Source organism: Enterobacter sp. SST3 (genome assembly GCF_000286655.1).
Classification (GTDB): domain Bacteria; phylum Pseudomonadota; class Gammaproteobacteria; order Enterobacterales; family Enterobacteriaceae; genus Enterobacter; species Enterobacter roggenkampii.
Window position 1 is genome coordinate 1 of the sequence record NZ_ALNS01000014.1, and the last position, 16,344, is coordinate 16,344.

At 57.4% G+C, this 16,344-nt stretch carries 13 protein-coding genes; 2 read left to right on the forward strand and 11 right to left on the reverse strand.

From position 1 onward, the window contains the following. Positions 1–35 precede the first annotated feature (35 nt). The gene (locus B498_RS13085) at positions 36–1,604 is read right to left on the reverse strand and encodes an ABC transporter substrate-binding protein (protein ID WP_008500967.1); all 1,569 of its coding nucleotides are present in this window, start codon (positions 1,602–1,604) and stop codon (positions 36–38) included. A gap of 201 nt (positions 1,605–1,805) precedes the next feature. Here B498_RS13085 and B498_RS13080 point away from each other — a divergent pair, with 201 nt between their 5' ends. Further along, entirely contained in the window at positions 1,806–2,504 is a 699-nt protein-coding gene (locus B498_RS13080) for a GNAT family N-acetyltransferase (protein ID WP_008500968.1), read from the forward strand. A gap of 33 nt (positions 2,505–2,537) precedes the next feature. Here the strand turns inward: B498_RS13080 and B498_RS13075 are convergent, their stop codons facing one another. From B498_RS13075 to betI, 8 genes are all read right to left on the reverse strand, one after another. After that, the gene (locus tag B498_RS13075) at positions 2,538–4,232 is read right to left on the reverse strand and encodes a thiamine pyrophosphate-binding protein (RefSeq protein WP_008500969.1); all 1,695 of its coding nucleotides are present in this window, start codon (positions 4,230–4,232) and stop codon (positions 2,538–2,540) included. A gap of 33 nt (positions 4,233–4,265) precedes the next feature. Beyond that, positions 4,266–5,006 (reverse strand): SDR family oxidoreductase, encoded by a 741-nt coding sequence (locus B498_RS13070; protein ID WP_008500970.1) that lies wholly within the window; start codon positions 5,004–5,006, stop codon positions 4,266–4,268. A gap of 275 nt (positions 5,007–5,281) precedes the next feature. Continuing rightward, on the reverse strand, positions 5,282–5,929 hold the full coding sequence (locus tag B498_RS13065) for an anti-sigma factor domain-containing protein (RefSeq protein ID WP_008500971.1): 648 nt from the start codon (positions 5,927–5,929) through the stop codon (positions 5,282–5,284). Continuing rightward, positions 5,926–6,480 carry an RNA polymerase sigma factor gene (locus tag B498_RS13060; protein WP_008500972.1) on the reverse strand — a complete coding sequence of 185 codons (555 nt, stop codon included), beginning with the start codon at positions 6,478–6,480 and terminating at the stop codon, positions 5,926–5,928. The genes B498_RS13065 and B498_RS13060 overlap by 4 nt, the downstream gene beginning before the upstream one ends. Before the next feature lie 43 nt (positions 6,481–6,523). Beyond that, on the reverse strand, positions 6,524–7,087 hold the full coding sequence (locus B498_RS13055; protein WP_008500973.1) for a fasciclin domain-containing protein: 564 nt from the start codon (positions 7,085–7,087) through the stop codon (positions 6,524–6,526). A 143-nt stretch (positions 7,088–7,230) separates the two neighbouring features. Continuing rightward, positions 7,231–8,895 (reverse strand): choline dehydrogenase, encoded by a 1,665-nt coding sequence (betA, locus tag B498_RS13050; RefSeq protein WP_008500974.1) that lies wholly within the window; start codon positions 8,893–8,895, stop codon positions 7,231–7,233. 13 nt (positions 8,896–8,908) lie between these two features. Further along, the gene (betB, locus tag B498_RS13045) at positions 8,909–10,381 is read right to left on the reverse strand and encodes a betaine-aldehyde dehydrogenase (protein WP_008500976.1); all 1,473 of its coding nucleotides are present in this window, start codon (positions 10,379–10,381) and stop codon (positions 8,909–8,911) included. 13 nt (positions 10,382–10,394) lie between these two features. Further along, positions 10,395–10,982 (reverse strand): transcriptional regulator BetI, encoded by a 588-nt coding sequence (gene betI, locus B498_RS13040; RefSeq protein WP_008500977.1) that lies wholly within the window; start codon positions 10,980–10,982, stop codon positions 10,395–10,397. A 128-nt stretch (positions 10,983–11,110) separates the two neighbouring features. On the opposite strand from betI, the gene betT reads away from it, so the two are divergent. Continuing rightward, the gene (betT, locus tag B498_RS13035) at positions 11,111–13,144 is read left to right on the forward strand and encodes a choline BCCT transporter BetT (protein ID WP_008500978.1); all 2,034 of its coding nucleotides are present in this window, start codon (positions 11,111–11,113) and stop codon (positions 13,142–13,144) included. A gap of 46 nt (positions 13,145–13,190) precedes the next feature. Here the strand turns inward: betT and B498_RS0121410 are convergent, their stop codons facing one another. Both B498_RS0121410 and entD read right to left on the reverse strand, forming a co-directional pair. Further along, a complete protein-coding gene (locus B498_RS0121410; RefSeq protein WP_071530959.1) occupies positions 13,191–15,296 on the reverse strand; it encodes a prolyl oligopeptidase family serine peptidase in 2,106 nt (701 codons plus the stop codon). Between the two features lie 322 nt (positions 15,297–15,618). Then, entirely contained in the window at positions 15,619–16,272 is a 654-nt protein-coding gene (gene entD / locus B498_RS13030) for an enterobactin synthase subunit EntD (protein ID WP_008500980.1), read from the reverse strand. Positions 16,273–16,344 lie beyond the last annotated feature (72 nt).

A 16,344-nucleotide genomic window follows, 5' to 3' on the forward strand; every position in this document is an offset into this window, starting at 1 on the left:
GGCCGGGTAAGCGCAGCGCCTCCCGGCAACAAGGGCTACTTCGTGACGCGATCGTACCAGACCATATCCGCGTTCAGCCCCTGCTGATACCCCTTCACGTTATCGCGCACCACGATCTGGGTTTTGCCCTGATCGACGAAGACGTACGGCGAGCTTTGCTGCAGCTGTTCCTGCATTTTCTTGTACAGATCCAGACGCTTCGCCGGATCCGGCTCGGCTACCGCCGCCAGCGTGGCCTTGTTCAGCTCCGGGATTTTCCAGCCGTTCAGACCGGCCACGGTGCTGGACTTCCCGTCGTTCCACGCGAAGGCGCTGGCGTTGGAGTGCGCATCGAAGTAGTCCGGGATCCACAGACGGATCGCCGCCTGATGCTGCTTCGCGCGCACGCGGGCATAGACCTGGCTCCCGGCGGCAGGCAGCAGATCCACCTTCACGCCACCCTGCGCAAAGCTCGCCTGCATCGACTGGGCAATCGTGATAAACGGCGGCTTGTTCTCCACGTCCAGCGTGAAGTGCGCGTCCTTAATGCCCGCTTTGGCAAGAATGGCTTTCGCTTTTGCCGGGTCAAATTTAAACGGATTGTCTTCCAGCGCGCCCGGCAGGCCGACCGGCAGGAAGCTCTGGTGAACAAAATACTGGCCTTTCAGCAGGTTCTTCGTGATGCCGTCATAGTCGACCAGCCAGCGCGACGCTTCCCAGAACGCCGGGTTGTTCAGCAGCGGATTGGCGCTGTTGCCGGTGTTAAACACCAGGTAATTCTGCTCGGCGGACGGAATGCTCAGCACCTTCACGCCCGGCTTGCCGTCCAGGGCGCTAATCTGGTCTGCACCCAGATCGCGCGCCACGTCCGCATCCCCCTGCTGGATCAGCAGGCGGCGTGAAGCCGGATCGGGGACGTTTTTAATGATGATGCTTTTGAGCTTCGGCGCGCCGCCGGGGGCGGAATCGTTGGCTTCCAGCACGATGGCCTGGTGCGGCTGATAGACGCGCATTTTGAACGCGCCGCTGCCCGCCGAGTGCATTTTCAGCCAGGCGTTACCGAAGTCATTATCCTTGACGTTCGCGGCGACCTCTTTTTCATCGACGATAGAGGCAATCGGCGTGGAGAGAATATTCAGCGCCACCGACGGGCTGACGTCCGCCGTCCAGTGAAGCTGGAGGGTATGATCGTCCACCTTTTTCAGCTGGCTGGCGATGTTGCTCGCGTCCCAGCCCAGCACGTTGAGGATAAAGGCCGGGGATTTGTTCAGCGTCACGGCGCGGGTATAAGAGAAGATCACGTCTTCCGGGCGCAGCGGGTTGCCGGAGGCGAATGTCGCATCGGGTTTAAGCTTGATGGTCAGGGTTTTTGCTGCCGCGTCCGCGTCCCAGCTTTCTGCCAGAATCGGCGTGATTTTTTCCGGATTATCGCGGTCCGGCTGCACCAGACGCTGGTACAGGCTCGGCACGGTCTGGATGCTGGAGAGCTCGTTGGCTTCGGCCGGGTCGAGGCTCACGATGTCATCAAGCCCCTGGGCAACCACCAGCGTGTTGGGCGGCGTAGCGGCGTGAGCGGCGCCTGAGAGCGCAGCCAGCACCAGTAACGGCAACAGTTTTTTTGTCATAGCGATCCCTGAGAAGAATATATTGTGATTGTTTTATGCTCCGCTACGTTAGGGCGACTGTGACATTCCACAAAGTCGAAATTCAGCTTTACTTATGCCTTCCGGGAATATCGCATGCGCTCGGGCTATTAAAACACGCGGCTTTTCGCCTGCTTTTTAACCTGCTATAACAAATGCCTTACCTTTCAGGGAGTCACCGCCGTGCCCGAAATCAATCAACATGGTCAAACCGTTAACGATATCGTTCCCGACTGGAAGGGCGCGCGCGCGTTAACCCGCACGCCGCTGTTCGGCCAGTATTGTCGCCTGGAGCCGCTGGACGCCGATCGCCACGCGGCCGATCTCTTTGAGGCCTACGCGCTGGGAGACGACAGCGACTGGACGTGGCTTGCCAGCACGCAGCCCACGAGCGTGGAAGCCACCGCGCACTGGATCATGGCGAAGGTCATGGACGATGAGCTGGTGCCGTTTGCCGTCATTGACTTACGCACCGAACGAGCGGTGGGGCTGGTGAGCTATATGGCCAACGAGCGGCTGCTGGGGTCGGTGGAAATTGGTCACGTCACCTGGTCGCGCAAAATGAAAGGTTCCCGCATCGGCACCGAAACGGTGTGGCTGCTGCTGAAAAATGCGTTTGAGCACGGCTACCGGCGCCTCGAGTGGAAGTGCGATTCCATGAACGTGGCGTCGCGCAGGGCGGCGGAGCGGCTGGGGTTTGTCTGGGAGGGACGCCTGCGCCAGAAGCTGGTGCGTAAAGGGCGCAACCGCGACAGCGATATGCTTTCTATTATTGACGGCGAATGGCCGCAAAGAGACGCGGAGCTGCGCGCCTGGCTGGCGGCAGAGAATTTTGACGAGGAAGGGCGGCAGATAAAGCGGCTTGAGGCGTTTCGGTTATAAGTTTTTTATGTAGGGTACAGCGTAAACGCGCGGTTAATCCGCGGAAATCGCGATTTCAATCAGGTTGGTTTTTCCTGACTGCAGGCCGCGCGTTACCGCTTCGGCGATATCCGCAGCCTCGGTCACCCGGCAGCAGTGGACGCCCATGGCGGTGGCCAGCGACTGAAAATCGATATGCGGGTTCACCAGGTCCATCCCGATAAAACGCCCCAGCCGCGTTGAGCTGTAGTCAGCCTGGCTCTTCATAAAGTTTTTCAGGATGTTGTACTCCCTGTTATTCATGACGATAAAGGTGACCGGCAGATTTTCGTGTGCCGCCGTCCAGAGCGCCTGCGGCGAGTAGAGGGAGGCTCCGTCTCCAACTAAACACACTACCGGCTCGCGGCCCAGCCCCAGCGAGTGACCTACTGCTGCGGGCATCCCCCAGCCCAGTCCGCCGCCGCGCATAAAGTAGTAGCGCTGGTGCTGCTGGTCAGAGATGAACCGGCGGACATGCCTGGCGGTCGCTATCGCCTCATCCACGATGGTGGTACCCGCCGGAATGGATCGGATGACTTCCCAGGCTGCGACCATCGGCGAAAGGGCCGGGCGTAGCCGCTCGGCGGCGAGACGTTCTTCCTGCTGCTGCCACTCCTTCTCTCGTTCGTCGCGGGCCGCCACCAGCAGCCGCTGGTGGGCCAGCGTGCTGGCGATCAGGCGCTGCTTAAGCTTTGGCAGCAGTTCGTGCAGGGACAGTTTGATATCCCCCATCACCGAAAGGCGAGTGGCATAGGTGCGGCCAAGCTCGTGCATATCCGCCGAGAGCTGGTACACCGCGCAGGTCGCCGGAATGGCCTCGCCCTCGCTGTACAAAATGGTGATCAGGCTTCTGCCGCCGATGATGAATACGGCATCGTAGGCATTGATGATGCTGGCGATTTCGCTGGCGGTGGTGGGCATATTGCCCCGCCAGAGCGCGTGCTGAGTGGGAAAAGGCAAATTCAGCGGCCAGGAGGAGCCGTAGACGTGGGCGCTGAGCGCTTCCGCCAGCTCGACAATCTCCTGCGTCGAGCCGCTAGAGTGCACCTCATCGCCCGCCACAATCATGATCCTGCCCGGCGCGATCTCGCTGAGCGCCTCCGCCAGCTCGTCCAGCGAGCCCGCCACGGTGTGGTAGTTTACTCTCGACGCCGTCTGTATTCCGGCGTCGCTCAGCTCTTCCATCACGTTCATCGGCAGGGAGAGCAGCACCGGGCCGCCAGGAGGATAGCTGGCAGCGTGAAACGCGCGGCGCACCAGCACCGGGAGCTGGTCGGCGCTGGTGACCTCCTGCGCCCACTTCATGACCGGAGAGCCGATGGACACAATATCATCATACAGCAGCGGGTCGCGGACGTAGTGCCGCGTATCCTGCTGTCCAACGGTCACCACCAGCGGGGTTTTCATGATCCGCGAATTAATGAGATTCCCCATGCCGTGCCCCAGGCCGCTCGCGGTATGCAAATTGATAAAGCCCGTTTTGCCGGAGGCTTTCGCATAGCCGTCGGCAATCGCCACCACGGTGCTCTCCTGAAGCGCCAGAATATAGTGAATATTTTCATGGCGAAGCAGGGCATCAATCAGAGGAAGCTCGGTGGTGCCGGGGTTGCCAAAAATATATTCCACGCCTTCACTCTCCAGCACTTCAAGAAGAATATCGGCACCCGTTCGCATATTGAGATCTGATAAGGACGTTAATGATTTAATCATACTGACACCTCATTCAGTATTATTTAACCCAGGCTAAAATTCTTCCTGCGTCGGACGAACAACAATTTCATTAATATCAACGTCGCCAGGCTGTTCTATGGCAAATAAAACCGCGCGGGCAATTGCGTCAGCCGGAATAGCCTGCTTATAAAACTCATGGAGAAATTTTTTGCTCTCTTCGTCAGAACTGCCGAATTGCAGTTCGCTCTCGACGGCGCCGGGTGAAATAAGCGTCGTGCGGAGGGTTCTACCCGCCTCCTGACGTAAGCCTTCACTCAGCGCGCGGACGGCGAATTTCGTGGCGCTGTACACCACGCCGCCAGGCGCCAGCACCTTGATGCCCGCGACGGAGGCAACGTTAATAAAATGCCCGCTGCCCTGACGCTGGAACACCGGGAAAGCGGCAGCGATGCCGTACAGTACCCCTTTCAGATTGGTGTCAATCATCTTGTCCCATTCGTCGGTTTTCAGCTCGCTCAAGGGGGCGATAGCCATAAAGCCCGCGTTGTTGATTAGCACATCCACGCGCTGGTAGGCGGCAACGGCAGCGTCAATGGCGCGCTGAACCTCTTCCTGACGGGTGACATCGGCCTTCACGGCTATCGCCTTGCCGCCTTGCTGAATAATCTGATCCACCAGAGCATTAATTCTGTCCAAACGGCGCGCCACCAGCACCAGCGAAAACGCGTTATTCGCTAAATGGAGGGCAATCGCCTGACCAATACCGCTGCTGGCACCGGTAATGACAACAACCTTGTTTGCACTATTATTCATGATCTTATCTCGCTATTGAGTGATGCAAAAAATAAAAGGCAGAGAAGCATATAATGAATAATGAGAAATTCATTAATGCGGTTTTTTGATATATTGTGTATCGGAAATAAAATGATGTTCGTTTAAAACTTAATGGAGTACGCAAGAGTCTGTCAATGTCGTTTTTTAATAATTAAATTAATTACAGGCTTAATATTTAATTCTTATAGGTAACCGAGAATAGTATTTAAATGAAATGGGGTCACGATAGCGGCCCTGCGAACAGGGCCTGAGAATTACAATTTGCCACTGTAAAGGACCGGGCCTGTGGGGAGTCCAGTGGGCGATCCGCCCGCTGGTTCAAGGCTTATGGCTATCGTGGCGTCAGGAGGGAGCGTTGTGTTCCTGAGGGTGACGCGTGTCGGTATGTCGTTATGCAGCAGCCCCATGGAGACCGGCGCCTGCCCGCCTGGGATCAGCCAAAGCTGGAGGCTGTGTTGCGCCGCGACGGCCGTCGGCCGAAGAGGAGCAATGCTCAAGTGCTGGCGGCTGGCATCCGCGCTGACGACCCATTCCCCGTGCTGTTGGGCATCGTTGAGGACGATCAGCGGAACGAGTTCCGGTGTACGGGTGGCATACCAGGCAACGACCGACAGGGCGGCGAGGGAGGCCGCAACCATCCAGCCGAGATAAGGCCGACTTTGGCGTAAAGGCTTTTTGGGCGGCAGGTCGAGGGTGATTCTTTTCCACACCGTCTCGGGTGGAGGGACGGGCACAAGATGACTATCCAGCGTGCTGAACATGTCCTGCCAGTACGCCAGGCGGGCGGCCAGAGCGGGTTCACGGAGGACCCTTTTCTGGAACTGAAGCCGCGCCCCTCCGCGCAGGGTGCCGAGGGCATATTCCGCAGCCAGCATGTCGTCGCGTTTTTCTGCGTCATTCATAGCCCCACGCACTCCCGAAGATGATCCATTGCCCGACGTATCCAGCTTTTCACCGAGCCTACAGGCTGCTGGAGCCAGTCGGCAATGTCGCTGTGAGACATGCCTTGATAGTAGGCGAGCGTAATGCTCTGGCGCTGCTCGCTGCTCAAATGTTCGAGACAATGCCTGAGCCGCTCTGCCTGCGCATCGTCGTGCCAGTTATTCTGCTCATCGCTTTCGCTCAGCAGAATATCTTCCGAATACGACTCTTCACGGGCTGCAGCCCGGGTTTGCCCGCTGCGCAGCCAGTCAATACAGCGGTTGCGAACAATATGCGTAAGCCAGGTCATCGGGGAGCTCAGGGTAGCGTTATAGGTTTCGGCTTTACTCCAGACGGTGACAAAACAGTCGTGCAGGATCTCTTCTGCCCAGGCGCGGTCGCGCAGCATGCGCAGCGCAACGGCAAACAGGTGAGGCGATGTGAGTTGGTAAAGCTGTTCAAATGCGCGGCGATCGCCGTTAGCGATCGCCTGCATTAATTTCAACTGCTGTTCAGCCAGCGCGTTATCCATGTTTTTCCCGGAAGGCAACGTCACACTTCCGAAGTATAGACAACTACTTAGGCATCAGGACGGTATCAATCACATCGATCACGCCATTTTTCTGATGGACGTCGTAGGTGCTGATGTTCGCCACGTTACCTTTACCGTCCTTGAGCTGAATATTGTGCGGGCCGTTACTCATGATCCACAGCGGTTGACCGTTAACGGTCTTCAGCTCCGCGTGACCGCCGCCCTGTTTAATTTTCTGCTCCAGCGCTTTCATATCGTAATTACCGGCGACCACGTGATAGGTCAGAATGCTGGTGAGCGTGGCTTTGTTTTCGGGTTTGACCAGGTTCTCGACCGTGCCGGCAGGCAATTTCGCAAACGCCGCGTCGGTCGGCGCAAAGACGGTGAAGGGCCCTTTGCTCTGAAGCGTATCCACCAGCCCGGCCGCTTTGACGGCGGCCACCAGCGTAGTGTGATCTTTCGAGTTCACGGCGTTTTCAACGATATTTTTGCTCGGGAACATCGCCGCTCCGCCCACCATCACGGTGTCTGACGTCATGGCTGCTGATGCGCCTGCACAGAAGAGTATCGCGCTGGATACGAATGCAACACTGAGTAGCTTTTTCATCATTTATCCTCGGATTAAGGAGCAAAGGCGTTGCTCACATACTCATATACGAGGGGCGGGGGGAAACTGGATGCAGGGAAATGAAAATAAATTTGTGGCGGGGAAGTGAATTCCCTCTCCCCGGTGGGGAGAGGGCAAATGACTTAGCGTCTCACCGGTGCCCCGTTCGCCACATAATACGCCGCCGTGCTCTTCGCCAGCGGCTCGCGACCGCGAATGGCATCGGCAATCTTCTCGCCAATCATAATGGTGGTGGCGTTCAGGTTGCCGGTGATGATCTGCGGCATAATCGACGCATCCACCACGCGCAGCCCTTCCAGCCCGTGAACGCGGCCTTCACCGTCGACCACCGCCATCTCGTCATAGCCCATCTTGCAGGTGCCGCACGGGTGGAAGGCGGTTTCCGCGTGGTTGCGCACGAACTCGTCCAGCTGCTCGTCGGTCTGGCAGTCAATACCCGGACTGATTTCGCGGCCGCGGTACTTGTCCAGCGCGGGCTGGTGCATGATCTCGCGGGTGATGCGGATCGCGTCGCGAAATTCCTGCCAGTCCTGCTCGTGGGACATATAGTTGAACAGGATCGCCGGATGCTGGTGCGGATCGCGCGACTGGATGCGCACGTGTCCACGGCTCGGGGAGCGCATGGAGCCGACGTGGCACTGGAAGCCGTGCTCTTTCACCGCGTTCGAGCCGTTGTAGTTAATCGCCACCGGCAGGAAGTGGTACTGAATGTTTGGCCACTCAAACTCCTCGCGGCTGCGGATAAACCCGCCCGCTTCGAAGTGGTTGCTCGCGCCCACGCCGGTACCGCCAAACAGCCACTCGGCACCAATCTTCGGCTGGTTCCACCACTGCAGGGCAGGGTAGAGGGAGACCGGCTCTTTGCATTCGTACTGGAGGTACATCTCCAGGTGATCCTGCAGGTTTTCCCCCACGCCGGGCAGATCGTGCACCAGCGGGATATCGAACTGCTTCAGCAGGTCAGCGTTGCCCACGCCGGAGCGCTGGAGGATCTGCGGGGAGGCAATCGCCCCGGCGCTCAGCAGCACTTCTTTTTTTGCCGTCGCTTTGGAGGGGATGGTGCTTTCACCCTCCAGCCACTCGACGCCCACCGCGCGCTTGCCCTCAAAGAGGATGCGATCGGTCATGGCGTGGGTGCGGATGGTCAGGTTCGGACGCGGTTTCGCCTGATCCAGATAGCCGCGCGCGGTGCTGGCGCGTCGGCCCTGCGGCGTGACCGTGCGGTCCATCGGGCCGAAGCCCTCCTGCTGATAGCCGTTGAGATCGTCGGTGCGCGGATAGCCCGCCTGTACGCCCGCCTCCACCATCGCCTCGAACAGCGGGTTCACGCCCGGTTTCGAGGTGGTGACGCTCACCGGGCCGTCGCCGCCGTGGTAGTCGTTCGGCCCCACGTCGCGGGTCTCTGCCTTGCGGTAGTAGGGCAGGCAGTTGAGGTAGCTCCAGTGCTCCAGGCCCGGCTCTTTCGCCCAGTGGTCGAGGTCCATCGCGTTACCGCGGATGTAGCACATGCCGTTGATCAATGACGAGCCGCCCAGCCCTTTGCCGCGTCCACACTCCATGCGGCGGTTGTTCATGAAGGGCTCTGGCTCGGTTTCGTACGCCCAGTTGTAGCGCTTGCCCTGCAGCGGGAACGCCAGCGCGGCGGGCATCTGGGTGCGGAAGTCAAATCGGTAATCCGGTCCGCCTGCTTCAAGCAGCAGGACGGTGGTGTTCGGATCTTCAGTCAGTCGTGTAGCCAGCACGTTGCCGGCAGAGCCGGCCCCGATAATGATGTAGTCAAATTGCAAATAAACCTCCCGGTTAAAATATGGACTGGAATTTACCCATCTCAACCTGGATGGACTTCACCTGGGTGTAGCTCTGCAGCGTCATCACGCCGTTCTCGCGGCCAATGCCGGAGTGCTTGTAGCCGCCGACCGGCATCTCTGCGGCGGATTCACCCCAGGTGTTGATCCAGCAGATGCCCGCTTCGAGCTGATGAATGGCGCCGTGGGCGCGGTTCAGGTCGGCCGTGACGATGCCTGCCGCCAGCCCGTAGTCGGTGTCGTTGGCGCGGCGAATCGCTTCCTCAATGGACTCATAGGTGAGGATGGACATCACCGGGCCGAAGATCTCTTCGCGCACGATGGCCATTTCGTCAGTGCAGTCGGTGAACACGGTTGGGGCCACCCACGCGCCGTTATCGAAGCCTTCGCCCTTCAGCACGTCGCCGCCGCACAGCACGCGCGCGCCTTCCTCTTTGCCTTTGGCGATGTAGCGCATCACGCTGTCGCGGTGCGGGAAGCTGACCATCGGGCCAAAGTTGGTGCTTTCATCGAACAGATCGCCCGCGCGGATGCGGCCCACGCGCTCGACGATTTTCTGCTCAAACGCTGCTTTAAATTTCGCGGGCACGAACACGCGGGTGCCGTTGGTGCACACCTGGCCGGAGCTGAAGAAGTTGGCCATCATGGCGATGTCCGCCGCGAGATCCAGATCCGCATCGTCGAAAATAATCAGCGGCGATTTACCGCCCAGCTCCATCGTCACCTCTTTCAGGGACGAGGCCGCCGAGTTGGCCATCACTTTTTTGCCGCTGGCGACGCCGCCGGTAAAGGAGACTTTGGCGATGCCCGGATGCTCGGTCAGGTACTGGCCGGTCTCCGCGCCCACGCCCGGCAGGACGTTAAACACGCCGTCCGGCAGGCCCGCTTCGGTGTAGATCTCGGCAAGCTTCAGGGCGGTAAGCGGCGTCACTTCGCTCGGCTTGAAGATCATCGCGTTGCCCGCCGCCAGCGCCGGGGCCGATTTCCACAGGGCGATCTGGATCGGGTAGTTCCACGCGCCGATGCCCGCCACCACGCCCAGCGGCTCGCGGCGGGTGTAGACGAATGAGGTCTCACGCAGCGGGATCTGGCTGCCTTCCAGCGCCGGGATCAGCCCCGCGTAGTACTCCAGCACGTCCGCACCGGTGACGATATCCACGGTTGAGGTTTCGGAATACGCTTTACCGGTGTCGAGGGTTTCCAGCTTTGCCAGCTCGTCGTTGCGCTCGCGCAGGATGTCGACGGCGCGACGCAGAACGCGGGAGCGCTCCATGGCGGTCATCGCCGCCCAGATTTTTTGCCCGCGTTTTGCGCTTTCCACGGCGCGGTCGACGTCTTCACGCCCGGCGGCCTGTACGGTCGCCAGAACGTCACCGTTGGCCGGGTTGATGGTCTCGAAGGTGCGACCGCTGGTGGCCGATGTATAACCACCATTGATATAAAGCTGCTGTTCTGCCATTCGGGACATAAATTCTCCTCGGTTAGTCGGTCGGTAAATGCTGGCTGATAAAGTGGCTGGTGAGCGACTGCGCCAGGGTCTTATCCAGCGGCTTGCCGCTCAGCGCGGCGCGCAGCCACAGCCCGTCGATCAGCGCCGCCAGCCCGTAGCCCGCCTCCTGGGCCTGCTCGCGCGGAAGCTCGCGGCGGAACTCGTACACCAGGTTCGACAGCAGGCGGCGGCTACTCACCTGCTGCAGGCGGTAGAGCATGGGCTGATGCATGCTGCTTGCCCAGAAGGCCAGCCAGGCCTTCATCGCCGCGCTGCTCACCTGGGTTTCATCAAAGTTACCGCCGACAATCGCCTGCAGACGCTGCTCCGCGCTGCCGTTCGGCAGGGCGTGCAGGCGGCTTAATACCGCATCGCGCAGCTGGCCGGTGATGTCGCGCATGGTCGCTTCCAGCAGACCATTTTTGTCTTTGAAATAGTGACTGATGATCCCCGTGGAAACGCCCGCCCGACGGGCGATCTGCGCGATCGTCGCGTCATGCATTCCCACTTCATTTATTGCTTCCAGCGTGGCGTCGATAAGCTGCCTGCGCCGGATCGGCTGCATCCCCACTTTGGGCATTATTGCCACTCCATTCATCAGCGTTGGTTAACCATTAAAGCGGTTTTTGATTGGACGTTCAATATAAAATGTGTCTTAATTGTTGCAGATTTGGATTTTAATAGTTACAAAAACAGTGAGGATACTGGATGACAGACCTTTCACAGGACAGAGAAAAAGACAAAATCAACCCGGTCGTTTTTTATACGTCCGCCGGGCTGATTTTGTTGTTTTCCCTGACAACGATCTTCTTTCGCGATTTTTCTGCCGAGTGGATTGGGCGCACCCTGAACTGGGTGTCAAAGACCTTCGGCTGGTACTACCTGCTGGCGGCGACGCTCTATATCGTCTTTGTGGTCTGCATTGCCTGCTCGCGCTTCGGCTCCGTTAAGCTCGGTCCCGAGCAGTCCAAGCCCGAGTTCAGCCTGCTGAGCTGGGCCGCGATGCTGTTTGCCGCGGGCATCGGCATCGACCTGATGTTCTTCTCCGTGGCCGAACCGGTCACGCAGTATATGCAGCCCCCGGAAGGGGCAGGGCAGACAATGGAGGCCGCGCGCCAGGCGATGGTCTGGACGCTGTTCCACTACGGCCTGACCGGCTGGTCAATGTACGCCCTGATGGGGATGGCGCTGGGATACTTTAGCTATCGTTATAATTTGCCCCTCACCATCCGCTCCGCGCTGTACCCGATTTTCGGTAAAAAGATCAACGGCCCGATTGGCCACAGCGTCGACATTGCGGCGGTGATCGGCACCATCTTCGGTATCGCGACAACGCTCGGGATTGGCGTGGTGCAGCTCAACTACGGGCTGAGCGTGCTGTTTGAGATTCCGGATTCGATGGCGGCGAAAGCGGCGCTGATTGCGCTCTCCGTCATTATTGCCACCATTTCGGTGACGTCAGGCGTCGATAAAGGCATCCGCGTGCTCTCCGAACTGAACGTGGCGCTGGCGCTGGGCCTCATCCTGTTCGTGCTGTTTATGGGCGATACCTCGTTCCTGCTCAATGCGTTAGTGCTCAACGTGGGCGACTACGTGAACCGCTTTATGGGCATGACGCTGAACAGCTTCGCCTTTGACCGCCCGGTGGAGTGGATGAACAGCTGGACCCTGTTCTTCTGGGCGTGGTGGGTCGCATGGTCGCCGTTTGTTGGCCTGTTCCTGGCGCGTATTTCGCGCGGGCGCACCATCCGCCAGTTTGTGATGGGCACGCTGATTATCCCGTTCACCTTTACCCTGCTGTGGCTGTCGGTGTTCGGCAACAGCGCGCTGCATGAGATTATCCACGGCAACGCGACCTTTGCACAGGACGCGATGGCGCACCCGGAGCGCGGCTTCTACAGCCTGCTGGCGCAGTACCCGGCGTTTACCTTTAGCGCCTCCGTGGCGACCATTACCGGCCTGCTGTTTTACGTCACCTCGGCGGATTCCGGCGCGCTGGTGCTGGGTAACTTCACCTCGAAGCTGAAGGATATCAACAGCGATGCCCCGAACTGGCTGCGCATCTTCTGGTCCGTCGCCATTGGCCTGCTGACGCTCGGCATGCTGATGACCAACGGCATCTCGGCGCTACAGAACACCACGGTGATCATGGGGCTGCCGTTCAGCTTCGTTATCTTCTTTGTGATGGCCGGGCTGTATAAATCGCTCAAGGTGGAAGATTACCGCCGCGTCAGCGCCAGCCGCGATACCGCACCGCGTCCGATGGGCGCGCAGGACAGGCTGAGCTGGAAGAAACGCCTGTCGCGCCTGATGAACTACCCGGGCACGCGCTACACCAAACAGATGATGGAGACGGTCTGCTTCCCGGCAATGGAAGAGGTGGCGCAGGAGCTGAAGCTGCGCGGCGCCTACGTGGAGCTGAAAAACCTGCCGCCAGAGGAGGGTGAAACCCTGGGTCACCTGGATCTGCTGGTGCACATGGGCGACGAGCAGAACTTTGTCTACCAGATCTGGCCGCAGCAGTACTCGGTCCCCGGCTTTACCTACCGGGCGCGCAGCGGGAAATCGACCTACTACCGGCTGGAAACCTTCCTGCTTGAAGGAAGCCAGGGGAATGATTTGATGGACTACAGCAAGGAGCAGGTGATTACGGATATTCTGGACCAGTATGAACGGCACCTGAACTTTATCCATCTGCACAGGGAAGCGCCGGGGAATAGCGTGATGTTCCCGGATGTTTGAACCATTTCGTGTATGAATGACAGGGCACCCGTAACGGGTGCCGCTTTCACCTGTCCTGAACGTGAAGACCGGTTTTCCAGATAAAGAAACTTACCGTGTCGACTAATTTTGAATCGGCCTCGGCATAGGTTGCCGCACTGTGTCCTCCCTGACGGTAAGCCAGAACCAGCACGCTTCGCGGCGAGCCTGCCTCCTCTAACCGGGCGGCGAATTTTGCTGTTTGCCACGGGGAAACGCGCTGGTCATGCAGGCCCACGGTTAACAGAACGGGAGGATAACGTTTTTCAGGTACCAGATGTTGGTAGGCATCTATTTTCAATAAGTTTAGCCTGCCAGACGGCGTCAGCGGTGAACCCAGTTCGTCATAGTTCATCACGCCTATCGGAATGTTATCCAGTCGGCTGGTATTCAGTATCCCGGCGTCTATGGCCACTGCGGAAAACAGTTCCGGGCGACGGGTCATCGCCATACCCACGATAATTCCCCCCGCGCTTTCCCCCCCGATTGCCAGTTTTGACGGTGAGGTGTAGCGACTGTCGATAAGATATTCCGCGCAACGAATAAAATCGGTAATGGAATTTTCTTTCTTATCCGCTCTTCCTGCCTCGTGCCATTCAGGGCCCATTTCACCGCCTCCGCGTACATGCGCGATAGCGAGAATACCGCCTTGTTCCAGCCAGAGCAGACGGGTCAGATCGAATGAAGGAAACGTACTCACGCCGTACGCGCCATAAGCTGTCAACCAGGTAGGGACCGAACCATCGCGCGCAATGCCTTTACGGTATATGAGAGTCAGTGGGACGCGAACATTCTCAGCTGTAGTGACCCATTTTTCTTCCGTCACATAGTCTGTAAGGGGCTGGCTTAACGGCGGTATTAACTCTGTTTTCTGGATAATGTTATCCGCAGGTTGATAATGATAAATGACGGGGGGATGAAGCCAGCCCTGACGGGTGAAGAGAATGTCCTGACTATCGCTGCTGGCAAATATCGCACTCACGTCTTCATCTGCAGGGACCGGAATTGCCTGGTGGTTACGGATATCAGCAAACGGAATACGTATGAATTTACTGCTTCCGGCGTCATGATAAGCCACATAAAGTGAATCCCTACTCAGGCTTAATTGTGTTAATTCTCCGTTCGACCAGCTCATCACGGGTTCTTTGGTGGAGGCAGGAGCGGCCAGATTGATACGTGAAATATCGTAGCCTGAGGAGGCGTTATAGCTCGCCAGATAAATCCACTCCCCGGAATAAACAAAGGCAGAAACATTTTTATCGGTATCAACAATTTTGTTCCAGATGAGTGTGCCGTTGTCATCCGGGTCTTTTTTGGCGGCAAAAAGGTAGCCTCCATAACCACTGATAGATTTTGAAACGTTAACAATCAGATATTCAGAATCAGGAGTGGTGTACAGATTAACGTTTTCACAGGCTTTTTGTGCGAGTTCAGGGAGCGTGCGCCAGTCAAACGTCATAACGTCTCTGTCGTGCCCTATACGATGGAGGTAGACCTTGCCGCAGGTTTGTCGTCCTGAATCCTGAGTGATGGCATTGAGGCTATAATAAAAGGACTGGTTATCCGCGGCCCAGACAACGCTGGGATAGCGAACGTCGGGTATATGCGAATCTAATACGACATTATCCACAACCCGGATAACGGTAATTCTCGTGCTTTCAGTCCCGTTTCTTGAGAGCCCAAAAGCCACGTAGCGACCATCATGTGAAGGGCTAAAAAAATTAATCCCATAACCAACAGGCGGATCAATGAGCACCCGTTCCGGTTTTCCCTTCTGTCTTACAAACAGCCGCAGGTAGGGGTGTTCAACCGTTGAGCGTAGATAAAAGCGATTTTGTCCCGCATCATAAATATCAGAAATAGTGGGGGCCGTATTCTCCAGTTCGCTTAACCTTTTCGCCAGCGCGTTTCTCCATGGAAGGGCGTGGAGTGTCTTAACCGTCTGGTTTGAGCGTTGATTTAACCAGCGAGCAGTCTGTTGGGGGTGTGTTTCCATCCAATGATAAGGATCCATGCCATCCTCATAGGGATTTTCGTTAGCATGAGCAAAAAAGAGACAGCCGAAAAATGCGAGGATAGTAATAATTATCTGCTTGCTGATAGGTTTTATTCTCGGTATCAGGCAATGTTTCATTTCTGGCTGGGCTCATGTTGTTCTGTTAGTGGCGTTAGTTGAGTACGTTATGTTTCCTTAGTCACATCGAGATAATATAAAACAGCGAAGGCATAATGTTCCTGAAATTATAAAATTGAAATAATTTATTTTGTATTTATTGATTTTTTATTCTCGTGTTTTTGATCTGGTTCGAGGTTTTATGACTGAATTCTGTTATGAAAAAACTCGCCCGAATACTTTTAAATGCTTCAGGAAGATTTTGGTGGCTATTATAAATGGTAGGAAGCGAGAGTTTCGTTATTTTTAGTCTTTAATTGCTGGAGCAATAAACAGGGCAGCATTATTCCTGATCGACAATCAAGGTATATACCTCCCCATTAACCTGTTGCCAGGCGAGGCTATAGCATTTTCCCTGCTGATAACGGCCCGCCGGATGGCTGAGCGTCAATGCGATAGTTTTCTGATTCAATGCCGTGACCCGCGAAAAATCGAATCCCATGTAGCGCCTTGCCGTAGGGAACAGGGCTTTAAACAAACTTTCCTTTGCGCTGAATGCAAGCGTCAACGCCAGCGCAAAGGGGTAGCCCGAGCGCGTCAGGCACATCGCTTCCTGTGCATTAATGATGCCGTCCTGGATTTCTCGGGCTTCACGGTCAGGAAGAATGGCTTCGCAATCAATACCCACAAGCGCGTCTGGATAACGGACGGCAACCGCCATCGCCTGCGTGCCGCTGTGGGTGATGCTTCCTGAAACGCCTTCCGGCCAGAGCGGTTCACCGCTGGGGCCGATGCCGGGCACAGTGTGGTCAGGTAAGGCATGCGCGGCGGCGATGCGGCCTGCCAGATGCTCGGCTTTGCGTTTGCGCCCGGCGTTTGCAAGCTCAGCGTGGTGGGGGAGCCAGAGGAGATCGGCGTCGGTGAAGGTCGTAGGGTCGAAGGTGACGTGGTGTACGGTATGGCCGGCGAGAATGAACGTGCGGTGGGTGGTGTGCATGGTTTCCCCTCTATCAATAAATAGTCCGGCCTGATGCCCTCACCCAGCCCTCTCCCACAGGGAGAGGGCGGC